Annotated in this window: 14 protein-coding genes; 10 read left to right on the forward strand and 4 right to left on the reverse strand. The window is 68.7% G+C overall.

Going from position 1 to position 19,019, the window contains the following annotated elements; translation table 11 throughout:
• The first annotated feature begins 2 nt into the window (after positions 1 to 2).
• From AC07EQ_RS18215 to AC07EQ_RS18235, 5 genes are all read left to right on the forward strand, one after another.
• Positions 3 to 320 carry a type VII secretion target gene (locus tag AC07EQ_RS18215; RefSeq protein ID WP_397529005.1) on the forward strand — a complete coding sequence of 106 codons (318 nt, stop codon included), beginning with the start codon at positions 3 to 5 and terminating at the stop codon, positions 318 to 320.
• A complete protein-coding gene (locus tag AC07EQ_RS18220) occupies positions 317 to 1,018 on the forward strand; it encodes a WXG100 family type VII secretion target (RefSeq protein WP_478389079.1) in 702 nt (233 codons plus the stop codon). The genes AC07EQ_RS18215 and AC07EQ_RS18220 overlap by 4 nt, the downstream gene beginning before the upstream one ends.
• Positions 1,019 to 1,028: 10 nt before the next feature.
• The gene (locus AC07EQ_RS18225) at positions 1,029 to 4,718 is read left to right on the forward strand and encodes an RHS repeat-associated core domain-containing protein (protein ID WP_478389080.1); all 3,690 of its coding nucleotides are present in this window, start codon (positions 1,029 to 1,031) and stop codon (positions 4,716 to 4,718) included.
• A gap of 55 nt (positions 4,719 to 4,773) precedes the next feature.
• On the forward strand, positions 4,774 to 5,514 hold the full coding sequence (locus tag AC07EQ_RS18230; protein ID WP_478389081.1) for a barstar family protein: 741 nt from the start codon (positions 4,774 to 4,776) through the stop codon (positions 5,512 to 5,514).
• Between the two features lie 482 nt (positions 5,515 to 5,996).
• Positions 5,997 to 6,257, forward strand: a complete 261-nt coding sequence (locus AC07EQ_RS18235; RefSeq protein ID WP_478389082.1) for a hypothetical protein — start codon at positions 5,997 to 5,999, stop codon at positions 6,255 to 6,257.
• 95 nt (positions 6,258 to 6,352) lie between these two features.
• On the opposite strand, the gene AC07EQ_RS18240 is transcribed toward AC07EQ_RS18235, so the two are convergent.
• From AC07EQ_RS18240 to AC07EQ_RS18255, 4 genes are all read right to left on the reverse strand, one after another.
• On the reverse strand, positions 6,353 to 8,725 hold the full coding sequence (locus AC07EQ_RS18240) for a Tex family protein (protein WP_478389157.1): 2,373 nt from the start codon (positions 8,723 to 8,725) through the stop codon (positions 6,353 to 6,355).
• A 229-nt stretch (positions 8,726 to 8,954) separates the two neighbouring features.
• Complete coding sequence (locus AC07EQ_RS18245; protein ID WP_478389083.1) at positions 8,955 to 10,295, reverse strand: hypothetical protein; 1,341 nt, start codon at positions 10,293 to 10,295, stop codon at positions 8,955 to 8,957.
• A 103-nt stretch (positions 10,296 to 10,398) separates the two neighbouring features.
• Complete coding sequence (locus AC07EQ_RS18250) at positions 10,399 to 10,776, reverse strand: hypothetical protein (RefSeq protein ID WP_478389084.1); 378 nt, start codon at positions 10,774 to 10,776, stop codon at positions 10,399 to 10,401.
• Positions 10,777 to 10,982: 206 nt separating this feature from the next.
• A complete protein-coding gene (locus AC07EQ_RS18255) occupies positions 10,983 to 12,293 on the reverse strand; it encodes a hypothetical protein (RefSeq protein ID WP_478389085.1) in 1,311 nt (436 codons plus the stop codon).
• A gap of 616 nt (positions 12,294 to 12,909) precedes the next feature.
• On the opposite strand from AC07EQ_RS18255, the gene AC07EQ_RS18260 reads away from it, so the two are divergent.
• The 5 genes from AC07EQ_RS18260 (at position 12,910) to AC07EQ_RS18280 (ending at position 18,683) form a co-directional block, all read left to right on the forward strand.
• Entirely contained in the window at positions 12,910 to 13,227 is a 318-nt protein-coding gene (locus AC07EQ_RS18260) for a hypothetical protein (RefSeq protein ID WP_478389086.1), read from the forward strand.
• A gap of 95 nt (positions 13,228 to 13,322) precedes the next feature.
• Positions 13,323 to 13,925, forward strand: coding sequence for a TetR/AcrR family transcriptional regulator (locus AC07EQ_RS18265; RefSeq protein ID WP_478389087.1), 603 nt, complete (start codon positions 13,323 to 13,325; stop codon positions 13,923 to 13,925).
• Between the two features lie 155 nt (positions 13,926 to 14,080).
• Entirely contained in the window at positions 14,081 to 15,409 is a 1,329-nt protein-coding gene (locus AC07EQ_RS18270) for an MFS transporter (RefSeq protein WP_478389088.1), read from the forward strand.
• A 71-nt stretch (positions 15,410 to 15,480) separates the two neighbouring features.
• Positions 15,481 to 17,490 carry an acetate--CoA ligase family protein gene (locus tag AC07EQ_RS18275; protein ID WP_478389089.1) on the forward strand — a complete coding sequence of 670 codons (2,010 nt, stop codon included), beginning with the start codon at positions 15,481 to 15,483 and terminating at the stop codon, positions 17,488 to 17,490.
• Positions 17,487 to 18,683, forward strand: a complete 1,197-nt coding sequence (locus AC07EQ_RS18280; protein ID WP_478389090.1) for an alkyl sulfatase dimerization domain-containing protein — start codon at positions 17,487 to 17,489, stop codon at positions 18,681 to 18,683. Before AC07EQ_RS18275 ends, AC07EQ_RS18280 begins: the two co-directional genes overlap by 4 nt.
• The last annotated feature ends 336 nt before the right edge of the window (positions 18,684 to 19,019 follow it).

The following is a 19,019-nucleotide window of genomic DNA, read 5'->3' on the forward strand; positions in this document are numbered from 1 at the left end:
CCATGGGCGACGGCTACGTTGTCAGCGCCGAGCAGATCCGCGCGCACGCGGGCAAGATCGAGGAGATCCAGGCGCGCTTCGACGCGGTGAAATCCGCCAGCTCGCACATCCAGCAGGACGACCAGGCCTACGGGCTCCTGTGCGGCTGGATCGCCGGAGTGCTCGAAGGCAGGCACACCCGCCAGGACGAGCTGATCGACTTCGTGGCGGAGAACTTATCGCTCGCGGCCGAGTCGCTGCGCGCCACTGCCGACGACTACGAGAACATCGATCAGGAGCACGCGGACCTGATCCAGTCCTCCGGCGGTGAGATGCCGTGAGTGACGATTCGCTGGTCGCCCCGGTGGAGTCGTCCCGCAAGCCGTGGACCGGCTCCGGCCTGGCCGAAGGTGTCGAAGGCCTGGTCACTGCGATCCAGAGCGAGGACTGGGTCTCCGGCGCGCTGGCCGGCGTCGGCCTGGGCCTCGAAGTCGCGGCAAGCGTGCTGGATCCCTTCAGCGCCCTGCTGTCCAACGGCATCGGCTGGGCCATGGAGTATTTCGAGCCGCTGCGCGAGATCCTCGACGAGCTGACCGGTATGCCCGACGTGGTGAAGTCCCACGCCGCGACCTGGAACAACATGGCCGAAGAGCTCGGCTCCATGGCCGAAGACCTCAAAGCGAGCCTGGAGAGCGACCTGCCCGAATGGCAGGGCGCGGCGGCCGACGCCTACCAGTCGATGATGGCCAACAACGTCGACGCCGTCGGCGGCCTGGCCGCGATCTCGGCGGCGATGGCCTCGGCCACCGAAGGCGCGGGCGGCCTGGTGGAGATGACCCGCGAGATCGTCCGCGACCTGATCGCAGACCTGGTGGCGCGGGTGATCGTGTGGGCGGTCGAAGCGATCTTCGTGGTGACGATCCCGGTGATCGCAGCCCAGATCGTGGCGGCGGTGGTGAAGTGGGTCGGCCGCATCTTCACCTACGTCACGAGCCTGATCGACAGCCTGACGAACCTGAGCAAGCTCATGAGCGGATGAGGGGGAATCCGTGACACCGAAGCCCAAAGGCGGCAACGGAAAGAACACCAAGACGGATTCCGACTCGCCCCCGTCACAGAAGACCAGCAAGGTAGACGCGAGCTCCAGCGTCTCCAAAGCCCAAGATGCAACCCAAGAACTGGCCACGAAAGGCCGCTCCGGCTCCAACGGCGAAAGCTCCACCAACCCGGCAGGCAACACGCCGCCGAAGAGCGACCCGCCGCCCACGGACCCGCCAAAGCCCGGCGGCAAGGACGACACCCCGCTGAGCGACAAGTCCGACGACCCGCAGAACCCGACGAAGGATGGGGACTCGCGGCAGACTGAGGGCGACCCGATCGACATCGCCACCGGCGAGATGATCCTGCCGCAGACCGATGTGGAGCTGGAGTCGGTCCTGCCCTTGGTGCTGAAGAGGATGCACCTGTCGTCGTACCGGGTCGGCCAGCACTTCGGCTCGTCCTGGACTTCCACGCTGGACCAACGTCTGGAGCTCAGCAGCGCAGGTGTCTCGTTCGCCGCGGAGGATGGCAAGCTGCTGCTCGCTCCGACACCGGCGGTCGGTGCCACTGTGCGGTTCGCCGGCTCGCGCCACGAGCTCACCCGTCACGAGGACGGCGGCTATACCCTCACCGAGCATGACACCGGGCGAAAGCTCCTGTTCGCCTCGGATGCCCGGGTGCTGCCCTTGACGACGATCGTGGATCGCAACGGCCACCGCATCGACTTCGACCGCGACGCTGCGGGAACGCCCATCGAGGTGCGGCATTCGGGTGGTTACCGCATTCGTGTCGACTCCGAAGAAGGCCTGGTCACGGCGCTGCATCTCTGCGAAGCGGACAGCGGTGACGACGTCCCGCTGATGCGCTACGGCTACGAAGACCGACGCCTCACCGAGGTGATCAACGCTTCGGGTCTGCCGATGCGATTCACCTACGACCACGCGGGCCGCATCACCAGCTGGACCGACCGCAACGACAAGTGGTACCGGTTCACCTACGACTCCGAAGGTCGCGTAGTGGCGGGTGAAGGGTCTGGAGGTTTCCTCAGCGGCACGATGGAGTACGACCGCGAGAACCGCATCACCTACTGGACCAACTCGCAGGGGGCCCGCACCACCTACCACCTCAACGAAGTGGGCCAGGCGATCCGCGAGATCGACCCGCTAGGCGGTGAAACCCTTTCCGAGTGGGACGAGTACGACAGCCTGCTCTCCCGAACCGACCCGCTCGGCCGAACGGTCCGCTACGACTACGATGACGTTGGCAACCTGATCGCGGTGACACGTCCGGACGGCAGCCAGGTCCGGTTCGAGTACAACGACCTCCGGCTCCCCATCACGATCGTCGCCCCGGACGGCACGGTGTCGAGACGTGAGTACGACGACCACGGGAATCCCATCAGGGCGATCGACCCGGCCGGAGCGGTCACGAGCTATGCCTACAACGAACGCGGGCACCTCACGAGCATCACTGATGCGCTGGGCAACATGCAGCATATCGAGACCGATGCGGCGGGCTTGCCGGTTGCCGTGACCAATCCGAGAGATGGAACGACTCGCTACGTGCGTGACAAATTCGGCCGCGTCACGGAGGCAGTGGACCCGTTGGGCGGCACCATTCGGTTCAGCTGGACTGTCGATGGCAAGCCCGCAGGGATGACGCTCACGGACGGGGCGACCGAGCGCTGGGTGCACGATGGCGAGGGCAACCTTCGCCTGTTCGTCGATGCGCTCGGGCAGGAAACTCATACCGATGTGACGCATTTCGATCTGCCATCGCAGGAAGTCCGACCGGACGGCACGCGGTTCCAGTTCCACTACGACACCGAGCTCCGGTTGGTCAGCGTCACGAACCAACTCGGCTCGGTGTGGCGTTACGAGTACGACTTGGCTGGGAACCTGGTTCGGGAGACCGACTTCAACGGCCGGGTGGTCGCGTACGAGCACGATGCAGCTGGTCAGATGGTCTCGCGTAGCAATGGTGCTGGGGAGGTCACGCACTTCGTTCGTGATGTCCTCGGCAACGTGATCGAACGCCGTGACGATCTGAACACCGCGACGTTCTCCTACGATCCTTTGGGTCGCCTGCTCGAAGCGATGGACAACGACACCCAGATCGCGTTCCAGCGGGACCAGGCTGGACGCGTGCTCGCCGAAACCATCAACGGTCGCACGGTCGCCTCGGTTTACGATCCGTTGGGTAGGCGGATTCGACGCCGCACGCCTTCGGGCGCGGAGAGCACGTGGGAGTACGACGAGAACAACCAGCCGGTCGCGTTGCACACTGCCGGGCGCACGTTGCGCTTCAGCTACGACAGCGCAGGTAACGAAACCGAGCGCCAGCTCGGTCGTGGCGCGGTGTTGGCCCAGCGTTGGGACGCTAAGCACCAGCTGGTTTCGCAGTCGCTCACCAGTGGTGCGGGGCGTCGGATGCAGCAACGTTCCTACACCTACCGCGCAGATGGCTACTTGACGGGAGTGGATGACCAGCTGACCGGACCCCGTACCTTCGACCTCGATAGCGCTGGACGCGTCACCGCTGTCACGGGGGCGAGCTGGACCGAACGGTATGCCTACGACGCAGCGGGAAACATCACCAATGCATCTTGGCCGGCGCTACCTGGTGAGACTGTCGAGGAGCGGGGAGACCGGGAGTACAGTGGCACCCTGATTCGCCGGGCGGGCGCTGTCCGCTACGAGCACGATGCGCAGGGCCGTGTAGTGCTGCGGCAGCGGAAGCGGCTGTCCCACAAGCCCGAAACGTGGCGCTACTTCTGGGACGCAGAGGACCGCCTGACCGAGGTGCTCACGCCAGACGGCTCCCGCTGGCGCTACCGATACGATCCGCTCGGACGTCGTGTCGCGAAGCAGCGTCTTGCCCCCGATGGCTCGCGGGTGCTCGAACAGGTCGAGTTCGCTTGGGACGGCACTGTTCTGGCGGAGCAGGCACACACCGACGGGCTTCCGAACGGTCCCGAGCTCGGAGACGTCCGCGTGACGGTCTGGGACTACGAGCCGGGAACCTTCCGGCCCCTGACCCAAACTGAGCGATCGCCACTGCGCCGAGCGTCGCAGGAGTGGATCGACGAACAGTTCTATTCGATCGTCACGGATTTGGTTGGCGGTCCGACGGAACTGATCAACGATCAAGGTGGAATAGCCTGGTTCCACCGAACAACGCTCTGGGGTGCCACGGTCGATCAGAGCAGAACGGGCGCCTACACCCCGCTGCGATTCCCAGGGCAGTACTACGACCCGGAAACGGGTTTCAACTACAATTTCCACCGCCACTACGATCCTGCATCCGGCCGCTACGGCAGCGCCGACCCGATTGGCCTGGATGGAGGTGCCAACCCGCATCAGTACGTCCCCAATCCGCACACGTGGCTAGACCCGCTCGGTCTGAAGTGCACTGGGAAGCTGTCGGACCCGCTGCCCAACGGGATGAACAACAAGATCGCCCAGGCGTATGACGATGTGAAGGCGGGTAACCTCACATCGCACGACACCTACAAGGGTCGTGAACATCCCTGGTGGAAGGACGCCAAGGAATACCGCGTTCCTGGTAGGCCGGATACTGACAGAATTCTGGAGAAGACGTTGCCGGACGGCACGAAGGTGTATGGATGGACGAATACGCACTATCGGAAGATTCAGAAGTTCAGCGCCCCTCATTTTCCTGATTCGGGATGGCGGTAGTAGCCTTGCTCGTGTTGGTTCCGGGTCGTCGGGCAATGTGGCTGGTGAAGCTCTTATGACGGATCACGCGGATGTCCCACTGTACGCGCTGGTTGGTGAAGAGGCGCGTGACGTGCTTGTTGCGGCTGACGAAGTGGTGGGCTTCTTCGTCGATCCGGACGACGAGCCGTCGGAAACGATCTTCTTCGGGATCCACGAGATCAACAGGGCAAGGCGCAGAGTCGAAGATGCCGTGCTGGAGGTCATGAGTCGTCGACAGGAAAAGATTGGCGAGTACTTCATCGGTCGCGCGGTGCTTGGGGATGTGGGATCGGCCCAAGATGGCTCCTTGAGCGTTGCATATCGCTTCTTCGGTAATCACTGCGAGTTTCCGGAGGCTGCGAAGGTGTGGAGACGATGGGCGACGGGTGCGGATTTGGGGAAGGATGAATGGGTTCAGCAGTCGGCGAACTACCAGGATGCTTGGCTGCATGTTGTCCAGAATTCTTGGTTTGCCTCGAACCATAGGGCTGCCCGCTACGGTTCCGATGATGTAGTTCAATTGGACGGCGCGCACATTTCTACGAAACCGGGTTTCTACTGCGCGTTGGGTGAAGCGGTCAACGGTCCTGGAGGATACTTCGGGTCGAATCTCGATGCGCTGGCGGACTGCATGTCCTCCAGCTTCGGGAAGGGACCTCTGATGAAGATCGTCTGGCAGAATTTTCAGGACTCGCGGAACTCTTTGGATTTCGAATTCTTGGATGCGGTTATGGATTTGATGCAAGAGTTTCGTGTGGATGTTGTTACCTCCTGATTTTGTCCTTCTGGTAGATCTGCGGCTTCGGTGGTTCGTATGTGGGGAAGCTGCGCTGGAAGGACTGATTTTTCCAGGAGGTGCTCTGCCTGTGCCTGCAATTCTAGAGTGCGGCGAGGTTCTGAAAGAGGCGCGGGAACGCGGCCCGGAAGCTGTACGAGAATGGGTGAGCGAGAACGCGGAATAGTTTAGCTGTGCGGTTCAGTGTGACCGCCCGTACTTCGCGGCGATGTGGCTTCGCGAAGTACGGGCGGGTCGCCTGACCAGCGAAAACGTCACTTCCCGAAGGCGGCCTTGCGGAGGGCGTCTGCTATGGCTCCGCTCGGGGCGTTGTCGCGCTGGCACTGACCACCGCGAGCCTAACCGCCCTTGCTGCCTTCGGCCTCGTACGGCATCACCGAGGCGACGGTGGATCCCGGTTCTCTCAAGGGAGAGCCTGGCAAGTACACCAACGTCGAGGTTCAGTTCAGGAGGCCAGGCAGATGACGCAGAGCGACCTCGGAATCCGGCAGCTCGTGGAACGGGGCGCGACCTTGACGGAGTTGCTGGAGCACCTGAAATCCCACGAGACGTTCACCCTGACACCGCTGTCGTTCCTCAAGACGATCCAGCTGGAACTGGGAATCTCCTTCGTCCGGACTCGTCACCTGCTGGAGTTCTTCGACCCGGAAATGCGCCCGCTGGTCGACATTTCGGTCATCGAGGAACGTTGGCGAGATCTGCTCGGTGGAACGTGGCCGTGATGCAGTCGGCTTGACGACCTCTCCTGACGACGGAGGCCCGGGAGCAGTTCAGAACTGCTCCCGGGCCCCTGATCAGCCACAGCGCCGGTGCTGGATCACTTGCCGAAGCCGGCCTTGCGGAGGGCTTCGGCCATCGCTCCGCTCGGGGCGTTGTCGCGCTGGCGCTGACTGCCGCGACCTTGGCCTCCGTTGCCGCGGCCCCCGCCGTTTCGGCCGCCGCCGTTGCGGTTGCCGCTGCCCTGGCCTCGGCCTCCGCCGCGGTTGTTGTCGCGCTCCGGCTTGCCGCCGGCGCCCGGCTCGTCGTCCAGGCGCAGCGTCAGCGAGATCCGCTTGCGCGGGATGTCCACGTCCAGGACCTTCACGCGCACGATGTCGCCCGACTTCACCACGTCGCGCGGGTCGCTGACGAAGTTCTTCGACATCGCCGACACGTGCACCAGGCCGTCCTGGTGGACGCCCACGTCCACGAACGCGCCGAACGCCGCCACGTTCGTGACCACGCCCTCCAGCGTCATGCCCGGCTTCAGGTCGGCGATCTTCTCGACGCCGTCCGCGAACGTCGCCGTCTTGAACTCCGGCCGCGGGTCGCGGCCCGGCTTGTCCAGCTCCGCCAGGATGTCCGTGACCGTCGGAAGGCCGAAGCTGTCGTCCACGAAGTCCTGCGGCCGCAACGACTTCAGCACCTTCGCGTTGCCGATCAGCCCGGTCATCTCACCGCCGGTGCTGCCCAGGATCCGGTGCACCACCGGGTAGGCCTCCGGGTGCACCGCCGAGGAGTCGAGCGGGTCGTCGCCGTCCGGGATCCGCAGGAAGCCCGCGCACTGCTCGAACGCCTTCGGGCCCAGCCGTGCCACGTCCTTGAGCGCCTTGCGGGTCCGGAACGGGCCGTTGGCGTCGCGGTGGTGGACGATGTTGTCCGCCAGGCCCTCGCTGATGCCCGACACGCGGGTCAGCAGCGGCGCCGACGCCGTGTTCACGTCCACGCCGACCGCGTTCACGCAGTCCTCGACCACCGCGTCCAGCGAACGCGACAGCTTCGTCTCCGAAATGTCGTGCTGGTACTGGCCGACGCCGATCGACTTCGGGTCGATCTTCACCAGCTCCGCCAGCGGGTCCTGCAGGCGCCGGGCGATCGACACCGCGCCGCGCAGCGACACGTCCAGTTCCGGCAGCTCCCGCGACGCGTAGGCCGACGCCGAGTACACCGACGCGCCCGCCTCCGACACCGAGATCTTGGTGAGCTTCAGGTCCGGGTTCTGGCTGATCAGGTCGCCCGCCAGCTTGTCCGTCTCGCGCGACGCCGTGCCGTTGCCGATCGCGATCAGGTCCACGTTGTGAGCCTTGGCCAGCGTCGCCAGCTTCGCCAGCGCCTGGTCCCACTGCCGCTGCGGCTGGTGCGGGTAGATCGTGTCGGTCGCGACGACCTTGCCGGTGCCGTCGACGATCGCGACCTTCACGCCGGTCCGGAAGCCCGGGTCCAGGCCCATCGTGGCGCGCGAACCGGCCGGCGCGGCCAGCAGCAGGTCTCGCAGGTTCGCCGCGAACACCCGGACCGCCTCGTCCTCGGCGGTCTGCCGCAGCCGCAGCCGCAGGTCGACGCTCAGCCGCGTGAGGATGCGGGTGCGCCACGCCCAGCGGACCACGTCGGACAGCCATTTGTCGGCCGGGCGGCCCTGCGCGGCGATGCCGAACTGCTGCGCGATCCGCAGCTCGTAGTCGGTCGGGCCCACCTGCTCCGCGCCGTCGTCGGGCTCCAGCGCCAGCTCCAGGGCCTCCTCGTTCTCGCCGCGGAACAGCGCCAGGATGCGGTGCGACGGCAGGTCCGCGAAGCCCTCGGAGAACTCGAAGTAGTCGGCGAACTTCGCGCCGTCCTCCTCCTTGCCCTCGCGCACCTTGGAGACCATCCGGCCGCGCGTCCACACCTGCTCGCGCAGCTCGCCGATCAGGTCGGCGTCCTCGGAGAACCGCTCGACCAGGATCGAGCGCGCGCCGTCCAGCGCGGCCTGGGTGTCGGCGACGCCCTTCTCGGCGTCCACGAAACCGGTCGCGGCCTCCTGCGGGTCGTTGTTCGGGTCCGACAGCAGCCGGTCCGCCAGCGGCTCCAGGCCCGCCTCGATGGCGATCTGGGCCTTCGTGCGGCGCTTGGGCTTGTACGGCAGGTAGATGTCCTCCAGCCGTGCCTTCGAGTCCGCCGCGTTGACCTGAGCTTCCAGCTCGTCGGTCAGCTTGCCCTGCGAGCGGATCGATTCCAGCACCGTCGTGCGCCGCTCTTCGAGCTCGCGCAGGTAGCGCAACCGCTCTTCGAGCGTGCGCAGCTGGGCGTCGTCGAGGGCGCCGGTCGCTTCCTTTCGGTAGCGCGCGATGAACGGCACAGTCGCCCCGCCGTCGAGCAAGTCGACGGCAGACTGCACCTGGCGCTCGCGGACGCCGAGCTCCTCGGCGATCTTCTGATGAACAGTCGTCACGATGCTGATTCCGCCTTCTCTGCGATCTTCGCCAGATCCGACCGAGCATTCTGCCGGACACCGCCCGCGCGCGACGTCGGCACTCACGTCGGCGTGTCGGAACGTCGCCCACCGAGACCGCGCGATCACCCCGGGTCGACCGGGTGAAGTTGGCGTTTTCGCGCGAAACCGGCGCCGTCGCCTCAGGGCAAACGCCGGTTTCGCGCGAAAACGCCGTCCTCCGGCGCCGGGCCTACCGCGAGTCGGACACCCGGCGCGCCCGCCACCTGCGGAGCGCACGCACGAGCTGGCGGGTCAGGTTGGTGAGCACCAGCGCGAGGCCCGCCCACGGCAGCACCAGCAGTGCGAGCCGGAGCACGCCGACCGCCGCCGCAGCCGGGGCGCCCGCCCGCACCGAGGCGCCCACGCCGTTCCACTGCAGGACCAGCGCTTGCCACACGGTGGGCAGCACGTGCGGCGCGAGGAGCAGGAAGGCGATGATCCAGTACGCCATGAACGGGATCACCAGCACTACCCACACCGTGATCACCCGGCGGACCCACGGCTTGAGCTCCTGCACGCGCGGATGCGAGCGGCGGCCCGGGAGCAGGCTGCGCAGGACCGGCCCCATCCGGTCGAACAGGTCGGGCACGCCCACCAGGTCGCTCAGGATGTAGTAGCCGTCGAAGCGGACCGACGGCAGGAGCTGCCAGAAGGTGGTCGCCTGCCACGCCAGGAACGCGGCCAGCAGCCACGCCGAACCGGTCGGCGCGTAGGCGGCGATCATGACGAGCATCGCGATCGCGTTGAAGTAGATGCCGCCGAGATCCGTGCGCAGCCGGCCGCCGCGGCTGAGCCGGTAGGAATCGGTGACCGTGCTGTACATCGCCGGCCACACCAGGTAGATGCCCACGCCCATCGCGCCCGGCCGCGCGCCGCCGTAGCGGCAGGCGGCGACGTGACCGCACTCGTGGAACATCCCGGCGACGATCAGCACGCCCAGCACCAGCAGCATCTGCTCCGGCCGGTTGAGCAGCTCCTTCGCGCCCGCGACGACCTGCTCGGCGCCGCCGTTGACGGCCAGCCAGACATCGGCGAAGACGAAGGCCGCGAGGACGGCGAGCACCACCGGCGGCCAGAACAGCGGCTGGAAGATCCGGGCGATGACCGCCACGGTGCGCTCCGGCACCAGCGCGACGCGGAACCTCAGCGCCAGCAACCGATCCCGCCCCTTCGGGACCTTCTCCGGCGGCGCACCCGACTCCGAAACAGCCACGATCCCGGCGGGCCGCAACCGGCTCTCGACGAGGAAGAACGCTTGCCCGGCGGTGACGGTGCGCGCCGAATCGCTGCTGAGGCGCGCGGCGAGTTCCGCGAAGCTGCGGCGCCCGTCGAGCCCCGCCGCCGCCAGGTACAGCAGGTGCGAGAGCTGGAGGACCTGCCCGTCGCGGCGGCGCACCAGGTACGGCGCCTCGCGGTGGCCGGAGCCCTGGTAGCGGCCGATCAGCTCGGTGCCCGCCACGAGCGCGGGCACGGGCAGGTGCGCTACGTCCTCGTCCGCCGGGGGCGACCCGGCCTGGTGCGGGGCGGCCATCGCGACTCCTGATCAGGTCCGAACGTGGCCGACGGGCGCGACATCCTCGCTGGTGGGGGAGGTCGCGCCCGCCGGTGGTGGTGCTGTCGAACGATCCGCGGCGTCAGCCCACGTTGCCGCCGCCGTCGCCGCCGATGCCGTTGCCGCCGATGCCGTCGCCGCCGATGCCGTCGCCGCCATCGCCGCCGTCGCCGCCGTCGCCACCGAGGCCGCCGGCGCCGCCGGCGCCGCCGTTGCCGCCGCCCTGGCCGCCACCGTTGCCGCCGCCGGTGCCGCCGTTGCCGCCGGTGATGTCACCGGTGGTGATGACGTTGGCGTCGCCGGTCACGGTGTGAGTGTGCGTGGGCGGGTCGTACGGGGCCAGGACGTCGGTGCCGCTCCAGGGGAGCCAGAACGTCGACATGACCGTGCGCGCCGGCAGGAACTCGACGCGCTGATCGTCCAGTTCGGCAGCGCTCAGCGACCGAGAGGTCTGTGGCATCTGGTGCTCCTTCTCAATTCGAGGGGATTCACAGGGGAAAACCGGAGTTCGGCCGCCCCGCTGGAGCGCCGCTGCGGCATGATCCCGGCGCACGGGCCAGAACCTAGAAGCACCGGACGTCCGCTGCACTTCGATTCACTCCCACGGGGTGCATCTCGTCGGGGCGGGCGGTGATCTGATCCGCCGCAGTCGGCTCGGGGCGTTCATCAGGAGTTCCGGCGGGCCGCCTCTTCGGTGCCGATGCGGCCGCCGGCCCCGCCGGTGCCGCCGACTCCGCCGGTGCCCGCGATGGCGTTGAGGCCGCCCTGGCCCTGCAGCCCGGCCGTGCTGCCCATGCCGCTGCCGTCGCCGCCGTCGCCACCGCTGCCGCCGTCGCCGCCGGGGCCCTCGAGGACGTGGACCGCGGACCGGCCGCCGTTCTCGGACATGATCTTGCCGACGTTGGCGGCCCCGCCGCTGCCGCCGATTCCGCCGGCCCCGCCGTCGCCTTCCACGTCGACGCCCGCGCGGGAGCTGGTGGCGCTCGGCTGGCCGTCGCCGCCCTTGCCACCGACGCCGCCCCGGCCGCCCTTGCCGCCTTGCACGGTGATGTCGTCGTCGCCGGTGCTGACGATCGTGCCGGTGGGGCCGTTGCCGACGCCGCCGGGTCCGTTGGCTGCGAGGGCGCCACCGCCGCCGTTGCCGCCGACACCGCCGTTGCCGCTGCGCGTTTCCGCGGTGCCGGGTCCGCCGCGGCCGCCCGTGCCGCCGTCGCCGTTGTTCCCGCCGGTGATGGTGATCGTGTTGTCGCCCTCGCCGGGGTTGATGCGGCCGAGGTTGCCGATGCCGCCTTGGCCGCCGTTGCCGCCGGCGCCGCCGCGCGCGTCGGCCGGGTTGGTGCTGCCCGGGCCGCCGTCGCCGCCTTCACCGCCGTTGCCGCCGGCACCGCCGAGGATGGTGATCGTGTCGTCGCCGAGCCCGGCGTTGATCACGCCGGTTTCCGCCACGGCAGGACCGCCGACGCCGCCGGGGCCGCCCTTGCCCGCGCTGCCGCCGGCCCGTGCGCTGGTCCTGGCGTCGGTGCCGTTCAGGCCGCCGGTGCCGCCGGTGTCGCCGCCGTTCTTGCCGCCGCTGGTGCCGTCGATGTCCCGGTCGCTGCGGGCCCAGCCGAGGTAGCCGTTGCCGCCCTTGCCGCCGGTGCCGCCGCTGCGGCCGGTGATGGTGATCGTGTCGTCGCCACCGCGGGCGTTGATGGTGCCCGCCAGCGCCCCGGTGAGCACGATCCGGTCGTTGCCCTCGGTGCCGTCGATCGTCATCCCGGCCGGGATTCCCCGGCTGCAGAAGATGTTCACCCCGGAACCGTTGTCGGCCCGGGTGCAGGAGGGGGCGGCGGCGTCGGCCGGCTGGACCGCGATGAGGCTGAACGCCGCGGCGAGCACGGCGGCGCCGGGCAGCGGCCAGCGCGTTCCGGGGTTGTGGCCGCCGCCGAAGGCGCTCGGCACCTCGGCGGGAACGGCCCGACGTGGACGGTTACTCATCGACGCAACTCCTAACCGGGTGTGATCATGACTGGGCCAAACGGTCGCAGAGTTCGAGGCGAAAGAACTACTGACTCGCTGAATTCGAAAGGGTGATTTCGAGTTGCGCGGGGTCCGCTCGCGTGCCGTCGCCGGTTCGGCGCGCCGCAAATCTGATCTTGGTGCGGGGGTGGTGATCTTCGCGTCGCGCGGAATGCGAACGATTTCGTTCTGGTGGGTTTGCGTGACCGGATTTCGTCCGACGCGATCGGTTGCTGGATATTACGCGACGCGGTGTTTTCGGGAGTTGATTTTGCCGGAGAAAAGCAAACGGGAGTGCGACCGCATTGTTCGAAAGAAAAGATCTCTACTCGATTGAATTTGATATTGGCTGGAGATCGTGGACTGCGTTGATGCAGGTCATGGGGTATGTTTATGGATATTGGTCGGGGTTTTACGGGATGGTCGACCGGGGTGGTGGAGGTTTTCGGGCTGCGCGGCATTGCGGCTGCCTCTACCCTCCGTGCTGATGCCGACTAATCTGGGGCATTGGAGCGGGGATCTGGGGGTTTGGACCTTGTTCGGGCATCGATCTCCACTGAATTCCGAGCCCTTTTTCCGGACGGAGGAGGATCAGGTGTTCGAAAAGGATGAAGTGTTGAGCTCGGAGGAGCTCGGCGAGCAGCGCGTGGAGTTCCTGCCCGCGCGCACGGTCATGTCCGCGTTCGCGCCCACCGGCGGCCCCATCGTGATCAACGGCGGTGACGGCGGCGACGGCGGCGGTACCGGCGGCGGTACCGGCGGCGGCGACGGCGGCGACGGTGGCGACGGCGCGGCCGACGTCGGGCACTCCGGCATCGGTGGCCCGGGTGGCCACGGCGGCAACGGCTGGGGCGGCAACGGCTGGGGCGGTGGCGGCATCGGCGGCATGGGTGGCGGCAACGTGTGGTGGTGACCCACCCCCGGCTGCATCGGCGGGCCCGCGTCTTCGCGGGTCCGCCGCTTGCCGCCTGATCCCCTGCGGTGATCCGGTTTGAGTACGGTACGCGGATGGCTAAGTCGCGGACGCCGGGCGGCGCGTCGATGGACAGCGAGCAGACCGCGCGCTCCCTGGAGCGGGCGGCGCTGGATCTGCTGGCCCGGGACGGCGTGCTCAAGGGTCTCAACCTGCGCGAGGTCGCCGATCACGCCGGCGTGAACCGGGCGCTGGTGTACCACTACTTCGGCTCGCGGCGCGATCTGCTGCGCGCGGCGCTGCGGCACAACGTGCGGCAGCGGATCACGAGCGTACGGATGCTGGACGAGCCGTTGGGCTTCGGCGAGCGGATGAAGCACATGCTGCGCGGCTGCATCCGGTACGTGTCGATGTACCGGCTGGTCGCGCTGCTGGTGCTGGACGGCGACTCGACGCTGCGGCTGATGCCCGACCTGCCGCGCACCCAGCAGCGGTTGAAGCAGGACCAGGCCGAGGGGGCCCTGGATCCGGAGATCGATCCGGTGGCGCTGCACGCGATGATGGTTTCGCTGTCCCTCGGGTATCCGATGGCACGCACGCAGCTGGCCAAGGAGTTCGGCATCGGCGTGCGCGAACTGGACGAGCGGATGCTCGCGCTCGCCGAGCGGCTGGGGCCGCAGGCGCCCGAGAAGCGCTGAACTACCTGTTCAGAATGTCTGAGTAGATTGGGAAAGAGCTTGCTGCTGAGGGAAAATCTGCCTCCGCAGGATTGACGAAACGTTAAACACGCGCTTTCCTCTGTGGGTCGGTGCGACCTCGCCGTTGAGGCCGCCGCCGCGAGGAGGCGAGTCCATTGGCGGTTCCCCAGACCACCGAGTTGGCCGGCAGCGGCACGCGCCGGACGCAGCCCGGGAGCGTGCGGGCCTGGCTGGTCGTGGCGATGGTCGTCGCCCTGATGGTGATCAACTTCGGCGACAAGGCGGTGCTCGGGCTCGCGGCCGGGCCGATCATGCGGGAGCTCGGGCTCAGCGCCGCCGAGTACGGCGCCGTGGCCAGCAGCTTCTACCTGCTGTTCAGCTTGTCCGCGGTGCTGGTCGGCTTCCTGTCGAACCGGGTCAAGACGACCTGGATCCTGGGCGTCCTGGCGGTGCTGTGGTCGCTGACCTCGGTGCCGCTGCTGCTAGCGGCCAGCGTCTCCACCTTGTACCTGAGCCGGATCGCGCTCGGCGCGGCCGAAGGGCCGACCGCGCCGATGGTCGTGCACGCCGTGCAGAAGTGGTTCCCGGAGGACCGCCGGTCGGTGCCCACGGCGCTGACGCAGATGGGCGGCGCGCTGGGCCTGGTCATCGCGTCGCCGACGCTGGTCTACCTGATCATCAACCACGGCTGGCGGGCGGCGTTCGTCGCGTTGGCGCTGGCCGGCGTGGTGTGGGTGGTGCTGTGGGCGTTCATCGGCCGCGAAGGGCCGCTGACCACCTACGACGCCGGGCAGCACGGTGTCGTGCGGGCGGGCGGCGAGCCGGAGGTGCTGTACCGGAAGCTGTTCTTCAACGGGACTTTCGTCGGCGGCCTGCTGGCCGGGGTCGGCGCGTACTGGGCGCTGGCGATGAACACCGCCTGGCTGCCGATGTACCTGGAGAAGGCGCTCGGGTACGAGCCGCACCAGATCGGCGTCGTCGTGGTGATCCCGAACGTGCTGAACGCGCTGGTGATGCTGGTCGTCCCGTGGCTCTCCGGGCGCTGGATGCGCCGCGGTGCCACCGGCCGGGTGGCCCGCGGTGTCGTCGCCGGGCTGGCCGTCACCTTCGCGGGCGGCTGCATGCTGCTCCTGCCGCACACCAGCGGTGCCACCGCTTTGGTGCTGATGACGCTGGCGTTCGGGCTGCCGAGCGTGGCGTTCCCGCTGGGCTACCTGACCGCTGCGCAGATCGCGCCGGTCCGCAAGCGCGGGGCGGTGATCGCGTCGAAGACGGCGCTGGTGACCCTGGCCGGGGTGTTCGCGCCCGCCGTGACCGGCGCACTCGTCCAGGCGGCCGGTTCGGGCGGGGCGGGATTCCAGACCGCGTTCGGCCTGTGCGCCGGGCTGATGATCGTCGGCGGCCTGCTCGCGGTGCTGGTCGTGAACCCCGAGCGCGACGCCCGCCGCCTCGGCCTGCTGCCGGCCGCAGCTGACCGCTCATGAGCGTTTTGGAGCGCCATGGCAGTCCCAAACGCTCACGAGGCTTGACACCTGATTTCTCGAGGAGGCCGAGCATGCCGCTGGATTCGTTGTTCTTCCCCAGGGCGATCGGGGTGATCGGGCTGTCCGCCCGGCCCGGGTCGTGGGGGAGCCGGGTGGTGGAGATCCTGCGCTCCGGCGGGTTCGGCGGCGAGCTGTACGCCGTGGAGCCCCGCAATCGCGACGTGGACCTGCCGATCCTCGACGACCTGGCGGAATCCGGGAAGCTGCTGGACATCCTGGTCGTGGCCGTGCCGGCCGAGGCCGCCATCGAGGTGATCGAGCGGGCGCGGCGCGGTGGCGTCGGAGCCGTCGTGCTGTTCTCGTCCGGATTCGCCGAGGACGGTGCCGACGGCCGGGCGCGGCAGCAGCGGTTGCGCGAGGCGGCCGGGGACATGCCGGTGCTCGGGCCGAACTGCCTCGGCGTGATCAGCAAGCCCGCCTCGGCGAACGTGACGACCACCGCGTACGTGGCGCGGCCCGCGCCGCCGCCGGGCCCGGTGTCGCTGGTGTCGCAGAGCGGTGCGGTCGGCTTCGTGCTGGCCAGCCTGCTCGACGCCCGCGGCGTCGGCTTCACCTATTACGCCAGCGTCGGCAACGAAGCCTGCCTGGAGGTCACCGATATCGGCGGTTACCTCGTCGAACGCCCCGACGTGCGGGTGCTCGGGCTGTACGTGGAGCAGATCCGCGACCCGGAGGCGCTGGAGCGGCTCGGCAGGCGGGCGGTCGAACTCGGCAAGCGCATCGTGGTGCTCAAGGCAGGGGCGAGCGAGGCCGGGCAGCGCGCGACGCTCTCGCACACCGCGGCCGTGGCCGGGGACCAGCTGCTGTTCGACGCGCTGTGCCGGGACGCGGGAATCGTGGTGGCCGAGGACGACGAGTCGTTCGCCGACCTCGTCGTCGCCCTGCAACGCGAGGTGTCGCTGCCGCCGCGACCGAACATCGCGGTGCTGTCGATGTCGGGCGGAGCCGGGGCGATCATCGCCGACCGGCTGGCCGCGCTCGGCGCGGAAGTCCGGCCGCTGAGCGGGAAGACCCGGGACCGGATCGAGGAGCTGGAGCTCGCGGGCGTCGCGTCGACGGACAACCCGATCGACCTCGGCGGGCAGTTCTACCGCAGCTCCGACGCGTTCGGGCAGCTGCTCGCGCTGCTCGACGAGGATCCCGAGGTGGACGGCGTCGTCTGCTGCTTCACCTTCGGCGACCTGTTCCCGGAGCTGTACCGGGACCTCGCCGAGAAGATCGCCGGGCTTGACTCGCCGAGCTGGCTGGTGTGGGCGTGCCCGCCGCCGGGCGCGCTGGTCGGCACGCCACCCGGGGTGGTGTACCCGAGCATCGCCGGGCTGATCCGCGCGCTGCCCGGCGTGATCCGCCCGGCGCAGCTGGACGTCGAGATCGGTGAGCAGGACGTGTCGGCGGCGGTGGAGATGCTGAAGCCGCACACCGGCGTGGTCACCGAGATCGATGCCCGCGAGGTGCTGCGCGAACTCGGCGTGCGCTACGTGGACACCGCCGTCGCGGGCGCGGACCTGCCGCCCGCCGATCGGTACGTCGTGAAGATCGACTCACCGGACGCGCCGCACCGCGCTCGCCTCGGTCTGGTCAAGCTGGGCGTCGCGGCGGCGGACGTCGCCGGGACCTGCGCGGAACTGCTCGCCAGGGCAGGAGAACTGGGTCTCGCCGGGGCGCGCGCGGTGATCCAGCCGCAGCTCGCGCACCAGGGCGAGATCGCTGTCGGGGCGGTGCGCGATCCGCACTACGGACCCGCGTTGCTGATCGGGCCCGGCGGCTCGCGGGTCGAGGAGGCGGGGCTGGCGCGCCAGGTGATCCGCCTGCCCGCGCGTCCCGGGGCGATCGCACGAGCCCTCGCCGGCGCGGCTCCACAGCTGTCCACTGTGGAGTTCGCTGGGGTGCTGGCCCGGCTCGGCGAGCTCGTCGTGCGGGTACCGGCGCTCGCCGAACTCGACATCAACCCGCTGCTGCTGACGACGGACGGCGCGCCCGTCGCCGTCGACTCGCTCATCGTCGTATCGGAGGAAGCATGACCGGCACCGCCGAACGCAACCCGCTCGAGAAGCGCCGGCCGACCCAGGTCGTCGCCCCGGGGATCTACCAGCTGGGCCTGCAGGGCAACAGCTTCATCGTCGAAACCGAGCAGGGGCTGCTGGTGGTCGACACCGGGCCGAGCCCGAAACTGGTCCCGGACGCGCTCGCCGACCTGCGGCAGCACACCGACGCCCCGATCCGCTGGATCGTCTACAGCCACGGGCACATGGGCTACAACTACGGCGTGCCCGGGTTCCTCGCCGACGCCGAACGCCGCGGCGACCCGCGGCCGACGATCATCGCGCACGAGAACGTGGTCCGCCGCTACCGCCGGTACGCCGAGACGGGCGGGCTGCAGTCCCACCTGAACTCGATGCAGTTCCGCCGCGCCAAGGAGGACTTCCCGGCGGTACCCCCGCAGACGTTCCCGGACCAGACCTACGCCGAGTCGCTCACGCTCGGCACCACCGGCCGCGTGGTGCAGCTGCTCTGGGCGCCGTCGGAGACCGACGACGTGACGGCGGTGTGGCTGCCGCAGGAGCGCATCCTCTACGGCAGTGCGGCGTTGATCGAGTCCATCCCGAACGTCGGCACGCCGCTGCGAACCCTCCGCGACCCCGTGCGCTGGGCCGACACCCTCGACCGGTTCGCCGCGCTGGACCCCGCCGTGGTGGTGCCGGAGTGGGGCAAGCCGCGGCGCGAGCAGGTCGGGGAGATGCTCACCGGGACCGCGCGGGCCCTGCGCTGGCTGCGAGCCGAAGTGGTGTCGCGGCTGAACAAGGGCATGGTGGCCGGCGAGATCCTGCACGACCTCGACTACCCGGCCGAGCTGTTCGAGCAGCCGTGGATGGCCGAGACCTACGGGCACCGCGACTACGTGGTCCGGGACATCGTGCGGTCCGAGACCGGCTGGTGGGACTTCAACCCGACCAACCTGCACCCGTCCCACCCAGACGTCGCCGCGGCAGCCGTCGCGGACGCGATCACCGACCAGGCGGCGGTGCTGGCCCGGGCCCGCGAGCTGCGCGACGCGGGGGAGGTGCAGCAGGCGCTGCACGTGATCGACCTGCTCGCGCTGGCGCCGGGGGACAAGCCGGAGGTCGTCGAGGCCCGCGAGCTGAAGGCGGAGCTGTGCGAGCTGCGGGCGAAGCAAACGTCGAGCTACGTGTCCCGGAGCCTGTACCGGATCTAGCGTGCGGCCGGTCGCGGCGTTCGTGAGTGTTTGGGCCGCTCTGGCGGTCCAAAACACTCACGAACGTGGCCCCGAGCGCCGGTGCCGTGGCACAACGCCACCGATATCCCCACCTGGCACATGCGCCCCGTGGGTTGTCGACCCCGCGGGGCGGGGCATGTGAGCTGAGCCGCTAGGCTCCTGCCGCCGAACGCTGCACAGTCACAAATCGTGACGGATCAAGCGGCGGGCGTAGCCTGATGGGGTTAATCCAGGTACTCGCGTACGTACAAACCGCGATGCACGCACACGCTCCGTGCTGGAGTGTGGTGACTCGTGAACCCCGAATCCTCCGAC

The organism is Saccharopolyspora sp. NPDC045839 (assembly GCF_056431645.1).